The organism is Sphingobium quisquiliarum P25 (genome assembly GCF_000445065.1).
GTDB lineage: Bacteria > Pseudomonadota > Alphaproteobacteria > Sphingomonadales > Sphingomonadaceae > Sphingobium > Sphingobium quisquiliarum.
This window is the reverse complement of record NZ_ATHO01000011.1, coordinates 17,021-28,758: the sequence shown is the minus strand read 5'-3', so window position 1 is coordinate 28,758 and position 11,738 is coordinate 17,021. Positions and strand designations below refer to the sequence as shown.

The window sequence follows — 11,738 nt, the reverse complement described above, 5'->3', positions numbered from 1 at the left end:
TGACATGACCCAGAATAGCTATTCGCTCGCCGAACTGGTCATCGCCGCCTGCGCCGAAGTGTGGCGCGACAATGGCGAGGTGATGGCGACCGGCATCGGCCCCCTGCCCCGCATCGGCGCTGGCCTTGCCAAGCTGAGCTTCTCCCCGGCGATCCAGACCACCGATGGCGAGGTCTGGTATACCAGCGAGCCGGTCGGCCCCGGCAAGCGCAACAGCGAGCCCGAATATGAAGGCATCGCCAATTATGACCGCGTCTTTTCCGCGCTGTGGAGCGGCCGCCGCCATGCGCTGGTCGGCCCGGTGCAGATCGACCGCTTCGGCCAGGCCAATATCTCCGTCATCGGCGATCATAAGAAGCCCAAGGCGGCGATGCTGGGTGCGCGGGGCTTCCCCGGAAACTCGATCAGCCATCCCAACAGCTTCTTCTTCCCGAACCACAACAAGCGCGCGTTCGTGGAAGGCGAAGTCGATTTCGTCTGCATGGCGGGCTATAATCCGGCGCGCTACCGCAATGGGCAGCCGCCCAAGGGCCTGGACCTGCGCCGCATCATCACCAACCTGTGCGTAATGGATTTTGGCGGGCCGGATCATCAGATCCGCGTGATTTCGCTGCATCCGGGCGTTACCTTTGAGGAAGTGCAGGACAATACCGGCTTTCCGCTCGCCAAAATCGCGGACGAAATCCCGGTGACGCCTGCGCCGACGGCCGAGCAGCTGGAGCTGATCGCGAAGATCGACCCCAACAATGTCCGCGCGACCGTGTTCAAGGATAACCCGGCCGGAGACAGAAGGGCAGCCTGACAATGAACGAGACCGACCGCCTGGTCGAACCGCAGCAGGTCGACATTGTTTACGAGACCGACGAGCCGGTCACCTATGAGGTGATCGACAATGTCGCATGGATCATGATGAACCGTCCGGGCTTCAACAATGCCCAGAACGGCCAGATGACCTATGCGCTCGACGACGCCTTCATGAAGGCGGTAAGCGATGACGATGTGCGCGCGATCGTGCTGGGCGGCAACGGCAAGCATTTTTCGGCCGGGCATGACATCGGCACGCCCGGCCGCGACGTGCACAAGCATTTCGAAAACCGGCTGATGGTGCCGGGCCATGTCAACAAGCCCGCCGCCGAACTGCTCTATACACGCGAGAAGGAGCAATATGTCGGCATGTGCCGGCGCTGGCGCGACGCGCCCAAGCCGACGATCGCCATGGTGCAGGGGGCGTGCGTCGCAGGCGGGCTGATGCTGGCTTGGGTATGCGACCTGATTGTCGCTTCCGACGATGCCTTCTTCCAGGACCCGGTCAACCGCATGGGCATTCCGGGCGTCGAATATTTCGCCCATGCCTATGAGCTGCCGCCGCGCATCGCCAAGGAATTCCTGCTGCTGGGCGAACGGATGAGTGCGCAGCGGGCCGAACAGTTCGGCATGGTGAACAAGATCGTCTCCCGCGAGGCGCTGCGCGAAACCGTCGCGGCGATGGCGGCCAAGCTGGTGGCGCAGCCCCGGCTTGGCAACTGGCTCACCAAGCAGGCGATCAACCATGTCGAGGAGCTGATGGGCAAGCGCAACGCGATGGAGGCGCAATATCATATGCACCATTTCGCCCATGCGCAGAATGACCTCGTCCAGGGCAGCTCGATCGCCGGGCTCGACGCAAAGAAGATGGCGGAAGCGAACAAGAAGCAGGCGAGCGAGTAATGGGCGATCCGCTGCACACGATTTTGACCGAGCGGCTGGGTTGCCGCTGGCCGATCATCCAGACCGCGATGGGCTGGGTCGCCGAACCGAGCCTGGTGATCGGCTCCAGCAATGCGGGCGCCTTTGGATTCCTCGGCGCTGCCGTCATGACGCCGGAAGAGGCGCGCGAGAAGATCCTGGCTGTGCGCAAGGGCACGGACCGGCCCTTTGGCGTCAATTTCCATAGCTTCCAGCCCGGCGCTGACCAGATCGTCGAACTGATCCTCGCCAACAAGGATCAGGTGCGCGCGGTCAGCTTCGGGCGCGGGCCCAACGCCAAGATGATCGGCCGCTTCAAGGATGCGGGCATCCTGTGCGTCCCCACCGTCGGCGCGGTCAAGCATGCGCAGAAGATGGTCGAGTTGGGCGTCGACATGGTCAATGTCCAGGGCGGCGAAGGCGGCGGCCATACGGGATCGGTGCCGACCACCGTGCTGCTCCCGCAGGTGCTCGACGCGGTCAAGGTGCCGGTGATTGCAAGCGGCGGCTTTGCCGATGGGCGTGGGCTTGCCGCAGCGCTGGCCTATGGCGCGGTCGGCATCGCCATGGGCACGCGCTTCCTTCTGACCAAGGAAAGCCCGGTGCCTGACAGCGCCAAGGCGGAATATCTGAAAGCCAGCACGGACCGGATCGTCGTCACCACCAAGCTGGACGGCATTCCGCAGCGGATGGTGCGCACGCGGTTGATGGACCGGATCGAGAAATCGGGTTCGCTCGGCATGTGGCTGCGCGCGATCGAGGCGGGCATGGCGATGAAGAAGCAGACCGGCGCAAGCTGGATGGACTTCATCAAGTCGGCGCGTGGCATGACGGCGCACGGCGCGATGCCACTCAAGCAGGCGATGATGGCCGCGACCATGCCGATGCTGATCCAGAAAGCGGTGGTCGAAGGCGATATCGAGCATGGCGTGATGGCGACGGGCGTCGTGGGCGGGCGGATCGGCGAAATCCCGACCTGCCAGGAACTGGTCGACCGCATCGTCGCCGAAGCGCATGAGCGCCTCGCCGCGCTGGCCGCCATGGGCCGCGAAACCGCAAGCGCGGCCTGAGGAAGAAGGACAGGAATATGCCGATTACGTTGAGCGTCAAGGATCACATCGCCGAGATCCTGTTCGACCATCCGCCGGTCAACGCCTTCGACACCAAGGGCTGGGAATCGATTCCCGCAATGGTTTACGAAGCGGCGGCGAACGAGGATGTGAAATGCATCCTGATCCGCGCCGAGGGCCGGGGTTTCTGCGGCGGCGTCGATATCAAGGAGATGCAGGCGCATCCTGAGCGCATCGCCAAGCTGAACAAGGACAATTACCTGACCTTCAAGGCGATCCGCGAATGCGCGATCCCGGTGGTGGGCGCGCTCCATGGCTTCGTGATCGGCGGCGGCGTGAACATCGCGGGCGCTTGCGACGCGCTGATCGCGGCGGAAGGCGCCTATTTCTCGCTGCCCGAAATCGATCGCGGCGCGATGGGCGGCGCGGCCTTCATGAGCCGCATGCTGCCGGTGCAGATGGTGCGCGCCAACTTCTTCACCGGCGGCCGCATCCCGGTCGAGGACGCCTATCGTCATGGCTCGGTGCACAAGGTGGTGCCGCTCGAAAAGCTCAAGGAAGAGGCCTACGCCTTTTGCGAGGTGATCGCGTCCAAGAGCCGGGCGGCCCTGGTGATCGCCAAGCAGGCGCTGAACCTGATCGAGCCAACCGATCCGTCGGCGCATTATCGCATTGAGCAGGGCTTCACGCTCGAAATGTACATGCATGAAGACAGCCAGAAGGCGCGTGACGCCTTCGTGGAAAACAAGGGCGCGGCGAAATTCTGATGGATCTGACTTACACTCCTGAGCAGCAGGCGTTCCGCGCCGAAGTGCGCGCATGGCTGGAAGCCCATGTACCAGCAGAACCGCTGGAGCATTTCGATGCGACGCGCGAAGGCTTCGAAGCGCATCGTGAATGGGAAAAGACGCTGAAGTCGGGCGATTGGGGCATGGTGACCTGGCCCAAGGAATATGGCGGGCGCGGCCTTGACCTTATCCAGTGGCTGATCTTCGAGGAAGAATATTATCGCGCCGGAGCGCCCGGCCGCGTCAACCAGAATGGCATCTTCCTGCTGGGGCCGACGCTGATCGAGTTCGGCACGCATGAGCAGAAGCAGCGTTTCCTGCCCAAGATGGCGAGCGGCGAGGAAATCTGGGCGCAGGCATGGTCCGAGCCGCAGGCCGGGTCCGATCTGGCCGGGGTGCGCGCCACCGCGACGCGCGAGGGCGACGACTATATCCTCAATGGCCACAAAATCTGGTCGAGCCGTGCGGTCTTCGCGGATTGGGCATTCGGCCTGTTCCGCGAGCCGGGCAGCGAGCGGCACAAGGGGATGAGCCTCATCTTCTTCCCGTTGGATGCGCCGGGCGTGACGGTCAACGCCATCAAGAAGATCAACGGCCATGTCGGCTTTGCCGAGATTTTCCTCGAGAATGTCCGCGTTCCCGCCTTCAATCGCCTGGGCGACGAGGGCCAGGGCTGGCATATCTGCATGGCGACGGCTGGCTTCGAACGCGGGCTGATGCTGCGCTCCCCTGCACGCTATCAGGTGGCGGCGAAGAAGCTCGTCGAATTGTGGGCCGCGAACAAGGAGACGGCTGATCCGGCGCTTGAAGCCGATGTCGTGCGCGCGCACATGAACGCCGACGCCTATGCGCTCAACATCTACCAGACCGCATCGCGGCTGATGGCGGGGGCGAAGATCGGGCCGGAAGCATCGACCAACAAGATCTTCTGGTCGGAACTCGACATTCACCTGACGCAGACGGCGTTGTCGATCCTGGGGCCGCAGGCGGAACTGACCCATGACGCGCCCGATGCTGCGGCGGTCGATTGGATCGACGATTATATCTTCGCGCTCGCCGGGCCCATCTATGCCGGTTCGAACGAGATTCAGCGCAACATCATCGCCGAGCGCATGCTCGGTCTGCCGCGCTAAGGGGGAATAAAGAAATGGACTTCACCCTTAACGAAGAACAGCTGATGTTCGCGGAGACCGCGCGGTCGCTGTTCGCCGACAGTTCGACGCCCGACCATTGGCGCAAGATGATGGAAGCGGGCGAGGCGATCGACCCGGCGCGCTGGGCCTCGATCGTCGAGACCGGCCTGACGCTGGTGCTGCTGCCCGAAAGCGCGGGCGGCATCGGGCTTGGCGAGACCGACTTCGCCCTGATCGCGCAGGAAGCGGGCTATGTCGTGCTGCCCGAACCGCTGGTCGAAAGCGCGGGTGTCGCTGCGCCGATGCTGGCGGCGCTGGCTCCCGATAGCGATGTGCTGGCCGATCCGAGCGCCACGATCGCGATCCAGCATCCGCTCAATCCCTATGTCGCCAATGCCGACAGCGCGGCGGCGATCATCCTGCATGATGGTGGGGACGCCTATCTGGCGACGCCGGATCAGGTGACGCTGACAGCGCAGCCGAGCATCGACCCTTTCCGCCGTCTGTTTGCCGTGGAGTGGGACAAGACGAAGGCAACCCCGCTGGGGAAGGCGGATTGGGACCTGGCGCTGGATCGCGCGGCCCTGTTCAACGCCGCATTCGGCCTTGGCCTTGCCCAGCGGTCGGTCGATCTGGCGGTCGAATATGCCAAGGAACGGCAGCAGTTCGGCAAGCCCATCGGCAGCTATCAGGCGGTCAAGCATCACCTCGCCTCCGCGCAGGTGGCGATCGAGTTCGCCAAGCCGGTGGTGGCCGCAGCGGCGGCCGAGATCGGTGCCCGTGACGTGCAGGCCCGCGCCCGCGTCAGCCATGCCAAGCTGGTCGCGCTGGAAGCCGCCGACAAGGCCGCCCGCGCCTCGATCCAGGTGCATGGCGCTATGGGCTATAGCTGGGAGGTGGACGTCCACCTGTTCCTCAAGCGCGCCGTCGCGCTGACGCAGACATGGGGCACCCCCGCCTATCACCGCGCGCGCATCGCCACGCGTATCTTCACCCAGCCCATGGGGCCGGACCAGACTTTTGCACGAGAGAGCGAAAATGCCTGAAGCCTATATCATCGATGCCGTACGCGCGCCCATCGGCCGCAAGAAGGGCAGCCTTGCGCATGTCCATCCGGCCGATCTGGCCGCCTTTCCCATCGCGGAACTGATCCGCCGCACGGGGGTGGACGCCAATCTGGTCGATGACGTGGTCTGGGGCTGCAACGACACGATCGGCGGTCAGGCGGGCGATATCGGGCGCACCGCCTGGCTGGTCGCGGGCCTGCCGGAGCATGTGCCGGGCGTGACCATCGACCGCCAGTGCGGCTCCAGCCAGCAGTCGGTGCATTTCGCGGCGCAGGGCGTGATGAGCGGCACGCAGGACATCGTCGTTGCGGGCGGCAGCCAGGCGATGAACCGTATTCCGATCTCATCGGCCATGACCGTCGGTCCGCAATTCGGCTTCAACGACGGACCTTTCAGGGGCTCCAAGGGCTGGGACGCGCGCTACGGCGATGAGGAAGTCGACCAGATCCGGTCGGCCGAGATGATCGCCGACAAATGGAACATCAGCCGCGAAGCGATGGAGGAATTCTCGCTGGCCAGTCATTTGCGCGCGCAGGCGGCATGGGACAATGGCTGGTTCGACAATGAAGTCGCCGCCTTCGAGGGACTGGAAAGGGACGAGACGATCCGCCCAGCCAGCACGCTGGAGGGCATGGCCAGCCTCAAGCCCGTGCGCGAAGGGGGCAAGATCACCGCGGGCGTCGCAAGCCAGAATTGCGATGGCGCCGCTGCCTTGCTCATCGCGGGCGAGCGCGCGGTCAAGGAATATGGCCTCAAGCCTCGCGCGCGCATCCACCATCTGTCAGTGCGTGCTGCCAATCCGGTATGGATGCTGACCGGCCCGATCCCCGCGACGCAACATGCGCTCAAGAAGGCGGGCATGACGGTCGATGATATCGACCTGTTCGAATGCAACGAAGCCTTTGCGTCCATCCCGATGGCCTGGATGCAGGAACTGGGCGTGCCGCATGAGAAGGTGAACGTGCAGGGGGGCGGCATCGCGCTGGGTCATCCGATCGGCGCGACGGGCGCGCGGATCATGACGACGCTGCTCAATGCGCTGGAACGTACGGGCGGCCGCTATGGCCTGCAAACCATGTGCGAAGGCGGCGGCCAGGCCAACGTCACCATCATCGAGCGGCTGTAAGAGGGAAAGCGCAGCCCATGCCCTGCTACGCCTATCAGGGGATCGTTCCCGTCGTCGATCCGAGCAGCTACGTCCATCCGCTGGCGTCGCTGATCGGCGACGTGATCGTGGGGCCGGGCTGCTTCATCGCGCCGGGCGCATCGCTGCGCGGCGATTTCGGGCGGATCGTGGTGGAGGGTGACAGCTCGATCCAGGACAGCGTCACCGTCCACGCCAACCAGCTGCGCGACACGGTCATCCGGCGCGGAGCGACCATTGCGCACGGGTCCATCATCCATGGCTGCGAGATTGGCGAAAATGCGCTGATCGGCATGAACGCCGTGATCCTGGATAATGCGGTCATTGGCGATGAAAATCTCGTCGCCGCGCTGGCGCTGGTGAAGTCGGACACAGTGACCCCACCACGCAGCCTGGTCGCGGGCAACCCCGCGAAAGTCGTCAAGACGTTCGAACTGCATCAGGTCACCTGGCGCAACAATGGCGAGGGCGAGTATCAGAAGCTCGCGCGGGCTGCACTGACCGAGCTGGTCGAAGCGGAACCGCTGCGGCAGGCAAGCCCGGAACGGCAGGCGCAGCGCAGCCAGTCGAAGGCCGTAGCCGTGCGCCTGTCGGGCGAGACCGCGCAGCATCGCGAGCAGCAAGCGGCGCAGCGGGAAGGCAAGGCATGAGCAGCGCCACCCAGATCACCAACCTTCTCTACCGCTATGCCGAACTGATGGACGCAGGCGATCTCGAAGGAGTCGCCGCACTGTTCACGCGCGCCAAGGTGAAGACCGGCAGCGGCGAGATCATCGAAGGCGCGGCGCCGATGCTGGCGCTCTGGCGCGCTCATGTGCGGCTTTACCCTTGCGGCACACCGCGCACCAAGCATGTCATCACCAATCCCATCGTCGAGGTGGACGAGGCCGCCGGCACTGCGACCTGCCGTTCCTATTATACCGTGTTCCAGGCGACGCCGGACCTGCCTTTGCAGGCGATCTGCGCAGGCCGCTATCATGACGCCTTCGTCCGGGCGGATGGGCAATGGCATTTTTCCGGGCGGGATTATTCACTGCTCGATCTGGTAGGCGACCTTAGTCAGCATCTGCTGATCCCGGTCGCCGCATGACGCGCAAGGCATTTTGAGGAGTAAGACAAGTGGGTATCTGCGAAGGACGTGTTGCGATCGTGACCGGGGCGGGCAATGGGCTGGGCAAGGCCTATGCGCTGGGTCTGGCGGCGGAAGGCTGCAAGGTCGTGGTCAACGATCTGGGCGTCGGCACCCATGGCGAGGCGGGCGAGACGAAGGGTGCAGCCGAACAGGTGGTGGACGAAATCCGCGCCATGGGCGGAGAAGCCGTCGCCAATACAGACGACGTCGCCGAATGGGAATCGGGCAAGCGCATGGTCGAACAGGCGCTCGACAGCTTCGGCGCGCTCCATGCCGTGGTCAATAATGCCGGTTTCGTGCGCGATCGCATGTTCTTCACCTGCTCGCCGGAAGAATGGGATGCGGTGATCCGCGTCCACCTGCGCGGCCATTTCTGCACGAGCCGCCACGCCGCCGAATATTGGCGCGCGCAGAGCAAGGCGGGCAACCCGGTCGATGCGCGCATCATCAACACGACGAGCGGCGCGGGCTTGCAGGGCTCCGTCGGCCAGTCGGCCTATTCGACGGCCAAGGGCGGCATCGCTACGCTGACGCTGGTGCAGGCGGCCGAGCTGGGCCGTCTGGGCGTCACCGCCAACGCGCTCGCCCCCAACGCCCGCACCCGTATGACGTCGACCGGCGCGTTCGACATGGACGCGAAGGAAGGCGAATTCGACGTCTTCGCGCCGGAGAACATGGCGCCGCTGGTCGCCTATCTGGTGTCGGAACAGTCGAAGGGCGTGACGGGGCAGGTCTTCGAACTCAAGGGTGGGCATGTGTTCCTGTCGCAGGGGTGGACCGACAGCAAGGGCTTCGACAAGGGCGCGCGGCTGGAAGCGAGCGAGATGGACGCGATCGTGCGCAAGCTGATCGAAACCCGCGAGCCCGCCAAGCCGGTCTACGGAGCCGCCTGATGGACTTCGCGCTCAGCGACGACCAGCGCGCGATCCAGGAAGCCGCGCGCGACTTCCTGACCGACGCGGCCAACCCGGACGTGATCCGCGCCGCCGTGGAAGGCGCCACCGGCTTTGACAAAGGCCTGTGGAGCAGCCTTGCGGGCGAGATGGGCTTTGCCGGGCTGATGGTGCCGGAGGAATTTGGCGGTTTGGGGCTGGGCGCTGTGGAAATGGCGCTGGTGCTGGAGGAAACGGGCCGCGTGCTTGCGCCCGTGCCCTTCTTCGAAACCGCCGTGCTCGCCGTGCAGGCGGTGCTGGGCGCGGGGAGCGAGGCGCAGAAGGCGGACCTCCTGCCCCGTCTCGCTTCGGGCACGAAGGCGAGCTTCGCCGGGACCGCGAGCCGTCCCGCGCTCGCCAGTGGCCGCCTGACGGGCACGGCGGATTTCGCCACTTTCGCCCATGTCGCCGACCTGATCATCGTCGCCACGGCCGATGACAGCCTGGTAGTGCTGGAGGCGGGAACCCCTGGCCTTGCCATCGAGGCGCTGCCCTCGCTCGACCGGCTTCGGCGCTTCGCCAGGCTGAGCTTCGATTGCGAGGTGACCCCGGACATGGTGCTGGGCGAGCCGGGCGGCGCGAAGGCGGCGATCGAACGCACGCTCACCATCGGCGCGGGCCTGCTCGCCGCCGAACAGACCGGCGGGATGCAATATAGCCTCGACGCCACGGTCGATTATTCGAAGCAGCGCGTCCAGTTCGGACGGCTGATCGGATCGTTCCAGGCCTATAAGCATATGCTGGCCGACATGATGCTGCTCGTCGAAGCATCGCGGTCCGCAGCCTATTATGCCGCCGCCGCCATCGACGAGGACGGCGAGGAAGTGGCCGAAGCCTGCCATACCGCGCGCGCCTATGTCTCGGACGCCTATCGTTCGGTCACGGGCGACGCGATCCAGCTGCATGGCGGCATCGGCTTCACCTGGGAACATCACGCCCATCTCTATTTCAAGCGGGCCCGCGCAGCCGCCAGCTGGCTCGGCACGCCCGACCAGCATCGCGAAGCACTCGCCCGGATCATCATGAAGGACGCCGCATGACCCCGACCTCTCCCGTGCCCCCCTACCCCACCCCGCTTGGCCTGCTGAAGGGCAAGACCGTGGTGGTGACCGCGGCTGCCGGCACCGGCATCGGCTTTTCCGCCGCCAAGCGCGCCGCGGAAGAAGGCGCGAAGCTGCTGATCAGCGATTTCCACGAACGCCGCCTGGGCGAAGCGGCCGACCGCATTGCCGATGAAGTGGGCTGCGAGCGCCCTGCCACCTTCGTATGCGACGTCACCAGCGAGGAAGCGGTGCAGGGCCTGCGCGACGCGTCGCTCGCTGCGCTGGGCAAGGTCGACGTGCTGATCAACAATGCGGGTCTGGGCGGCGAGGTCGACATTGTCGACATGACGGACGAGCAGTGGAGCCGCGTTCTGGACGTGACGCTCACTTCCCTGTTCCGCATGACGCGCGCTTTCCTGCCGTCCATGTATGCCAACAAGTCGGGCGTCATGGTCAACAATGCGTCGGTGCTCGGCTGGCGCGCGCAGAAGGGGCAGGCCCATTATGCGGCGGCCAAGGCGGGCGTCATGGCCTTCACCCGCTGCGCCGCGATCGAGGCGGCCGAACATGGCGTGCGCATCAACGCGGTGTCGCCCAGCCTTGCCATGCACCCCTTCCTGGCCAAGGTGACGACGCAGGAGGCGCTGGAAAAGCTGGTCGAGAAGGAAGCGTTCAAGCGGCCCGCCGAAGTGTGGGAAATCGCCAACGTCATGATGTTCCTGGCGAGTGATCTGTCATCCTACATGACCGGCGAGATCGTCGCGGTCTCCAGCCAGCGGGCCTGACGCGATGGCCGTGATCTTCGAAAATCCGCGCGACCTGCTGGGCAAGGAAGGGACGAAGCTCGACACGTCGGACTGGCTGACGATCGAGCAGGACCGGATCGACGCCTTTGCCGAATGCACGGGCGATCATCAGTGGATTCATGTCGATCCTGTGCGTGCCAAGGACGGTCCGTTCGGCGCAACGATCGCCCATGGCTATCTAACGCTGAGCCTCGTCAACCTGTTCATGCCGCAGATCGTCGAGGTCCGCCGCTTTTCCGCGGGCGTCAATGTGGGGATGGACAAGACCCGCTTCCTCAATCCCGTGGTCGTCGGCTCGCGCATTCGCGGGAGCGGCGAGATCGTGTCGGTCGAGGAAGTGAAGGGCGGCGCCATCCAGGCCGTGATCCGCGTCACCGTGGAGATCGAAGGCAAGGACAAGCCCGCCTGCGTCGTGGACACGATCAACCGCTATTTCCCGGAAAGCTGAAAACCCATGACCGGGCGCATCCTGACCGCCATCGCTGCAACCGCCCTTATCCCTGCCCAAGCCGGAGCAAAGACCATGCCTGATCCCGTCAAGATGGAAGCCGCCGTCCACGCCTATGTCGCTGCGTTCGAGGCCGGTAGCGCCGACCAGGTCGCCGCCCTATATGCACAGGATGCAACCGTTGAAGACCCGATCGGCAGCCCGATCCACAAGGGGCGCGAGGCCGTCCGCGCCTTTTACGCCGAATCCATGAAGACCGGCGCGAAGCTCAAGCTGGAAGGGCCGGTGCGCATCGCGGGCGACTATGCGGTCTTCCCCTTTTCGGTGAACCTGAACTTTGACGGCGGGGCCAAGCGGATCGACGTGATCGACACGTTCCGCTTCAACGAGGCCAATGAAGTGGTGGAAATGCGCGCCTTCTGGGGCCCCAACAACATGCACGGCTTTTAA

At 64.8% G+C, this 11,738-nt stretch carries 14 protein-coding genes; all 14 read left to right on the top strand.

Features of this window, described 5'->3' with window-relative positions:
- Window positions 1-4 precede the first annotated feature (4 nt).
- Genes L288_RS24105 through L288_RS24040 form a run of 14 tightly spaced genes read left to right on the top strand, consistent with a single transcriptional unit; the run spans window position 5 to window position 11,738 of the window.
- Window positions 5-802: a CoA-transferase subunit beta gene (locus L288_RS24105; protein WP_021236685.1), complete on the top strand. Its 798-nt coding sequence runs from the start codon at window positions 5-7 to the stop codon at window positions 800-802.
- A gap of 2 nt (window positions 803-804) precedes the next feature.
- The gene (locus tag L288_RS24100) at window positions 805-1,707 is read left to right on the top strand and encodes an enoyl-CoA hydratase (protein ID WP_021236684.1); all 903 of its coding nucleotides are present in this window, start codon (window positions 805-807) and stop codon (window positions 1,705-1,707) included.
- Entirely contained in the window at window positions 1,707-2,795 is a 1,089-nt protein-coding gene (locus L288_RS24095; protein ID WP_021236683.1) for an NAD(P)H-dependent flavin oxidoreductase, read from the top strand. Before L288_RS24100 ends, L288_RS24095 begins: the two co-directional genes overlap by 1 nt.
- Window positions 2,796-2,812: 17 nt before the next feature.
- Window positions 2,813-3,562 (top strand): enoyl-CoA hydratase family protein, encoded by a 750-nt coding sequence (locus tag L288_RS24090; protein ID WP_021236682.1) that lies wholly within the window; start codon window positions 2,813-2,815, stop codon window positions 3,560-3,562.
- On the top strand, window positions 3,562-4,716 hold the full coding sequence (locus L288_RS24085; RefSeq protein WP_021236681.1) for an acyl-CoA dehydrogenase: 1,155 nt from the start codon (window positions 3,562-3,564) through the stop codon (window positions 4,714-4,716). The genes L288_RS24090 and L288_RS24085 overlap by 1 nt, the downstream gene beginning before the upstream one ends.
- A 14-nt stretch (window positions 4,717-4,730) precedes the next feature.
- On the top strand, window positions 4,731-5,762 hold the full coding sequence (locus tag L288_RS24080; RefSeq protein WP_021236680.1) for an acyl-CoA dehydrogenase family protein: 1,032 nt from the start codon (window positions 4,731-4,733) through the stop codon (window positions 5,760-5,762).
- A complete protein-coding gene (locus L288_RS24075; protein WP_021236679.1) occupies window positions 5,755-6,909 on the top strand; it encodes an acetyl-CoA C-acetyltransferase in 1,155 nt (384 codons plus the stop codon). The genes L288_RS24080 and L288_RS24075 overlap by 8 nt, the downstream gene beginning before the upstream one ends.
- A gap of 17 nt (window positions 6,910-6,926) precedes the next feature.
- A complete protein-coding gene (locus L288_RS24070) occupies window positions 6,927-7,577 on the top strand; it encodes a gamma carbonic anhydrase family protein (RefSeq protein WP_021236678.1) in 651 nt (216 codons plus the stop codon).
- Entirely contained in the window at window positions 7,574-8,017 is a 444-nt protein-coding gene (locus L288_RS24065; protein WP_021236677.1) for a nuclear transport factor 2 family protein, read from the top strand. Before L288_RS24070 ends, L288_RS24065 begins: the two co-directional genes overlap by 4 nt.
- Window positions 8,018-8,046: 29 nt before the next feature.
- The gene (locus L288_RS24060) at window positions 8,047-8,952 is read left to right on the top strand and encodes an SDR family oxidoreductase (protein ID WP_021236676.1); all 906 of its coding nucleotides are present in this window, start codon (window positions 8,047-8,049) and stop codon (window positions 8,950-8,952) included.
- Window positions 8,952-10,031: an acyl-CoA dehydrogenase family protein gene (locus L288_RS24055; RefSeq protein ID WP_021236675.1), complete on the top strand. Its 1,080-nt coding sequence runs from the start codon at window positions 8,952-8,954 to the stop codon at window positions 10,029-10,031. Before L288_RS24060 ends, L288_RS24055 begins: the two co-directional genes overlap by 1 nt.
- Complete coding sequence (locus tag L288_RS24050; protein WP_021236674.1) at window positions 10,028-10,819, top strand: SDR family oxidoreductase; 792 nt, start codon at window positions 10,028-10,030, stop codon at window positions 10,817-10,819. Before L288_RS24055 ends, L288_RS24050 begins: the two co-directional genes overlap by 4 nt.
- Window positions 10,820-10,823: 4 nt before the next feature.
- Window positions 10,824-11,288 carry a MaoC family dehydratase gene (locus L288_RS24045; RefSeq protein ID WP_021236673.1) on the top strand — a complete coding sequence of 155 codons (465 nt, stop codon included), beginning with the start codon at window positions 10,824-10,826 and terminating at the stop codon, window positions 11,286-11,288.
- A gap of 6 nt (window positions 11,289-11,294) precedes the next feature.
- Complete coding sequence (locus tag L288_RS24040; protein ID WP_021236672.1) at window positions 11,295-11,738, top strand: nuclear transport factor 2 family protein; 444 nt, start codon at window positions 11,295-11,297, stop codon at window positions 11,736-11,738.

Excerpts from the sequence above, each read along its gene's own strand:
- L288_RS24105 (WP_021236685.1), top strand. The coding sequence starts at position 5 with ATGACCCAGAATAGCTATTCGCTCGCCGAACTGGTCATCGCCGCCTGC.
- L288_RS24100 (WP_021236684.1), top strand. The coding sequence starts at position 805 with ATGAACGAGACCGACCGCCTGGTCGAACCGCAGCAGGTCGACATTGTT.
- L288_RS24095 (WP_021236683.1), top strand. The coding sequence starts at position 1,707 with ATGGGCGATCCGCTGCACACGATTTTGACCGAGCGGCTGGGTTGCCGC.
- L288_RS24090 (WP_021236682.1), top strand. The coding sequence starts at position 2,813 with ATGCCGATTACGTTGAGCGTCAAGGATCACATCGCCGAGATCCTGTTC.
- L288_RS24085 (WP_021236681.1), top strand. The coding sequence starts at position 3,562 with ATGGATCTGACTTACACTCCTGAGCAGCAGGCGTTCCGCGCCGAAGTG.
- L288_RS24080 (WP_021236680.1), top strand. The coding sequence starts at position 4,731 with ATGGACTTCACCCTTAACGAAGAACAGCTGATGTTCGCGGAGACCGCG.
- L288_RS24075 (WP_021236679.1), top strand. The coding sequence starts at position 5,755 with ATGCCTGAAGCCTATATCATCGATGCCGTACGCGCGCCCATCGGCCGC.
- L288_RS24070 (WP_021236678.1), top strand. The coding sequence starts at position 6,927 with ATGCCCTGCTACGCCTATCAGGGGATCGTTCCCGTCGTCGATCCGAGC.
- L288_RS24065 (WP_021236677.1), top strand. The coding sequence starts at position 7,574 with ATGAGCAGCGCCACCCAGATCACCAACCTTCTCTACCGCTATGCCGAA.
- L288_RS24055 (WP_021236675.1), top strand. The coding sequence starts at position 8,952 with ATGGACTTCGCGCTCAGCGACGACCAGCGCGCGATCCAGGAAGCCGCG.
- L288_RS24050 (WP_021236674.1), top strand. The coding sequence starts at position 10,028 with ATGACCCCGACCTCTCCCGTGCCCCCCTACCCCACCCCGCTTGGCCTG.
- L288_RS24045 (WP_021236673.1), top strand. The coding sequence starts at position 10,824 with ATGGCCGTGATCTTCGAAAATCCGCGCGACCTGCTGGGCAAGGAAGGG.
- L288_RS24040 (WP_021236672.1), top strand. The coding sequence starts at position 11,295 with ATGACCGGGCGCATCCTGACCGCCATCGCTGCAACCGCCCTTATCCCT.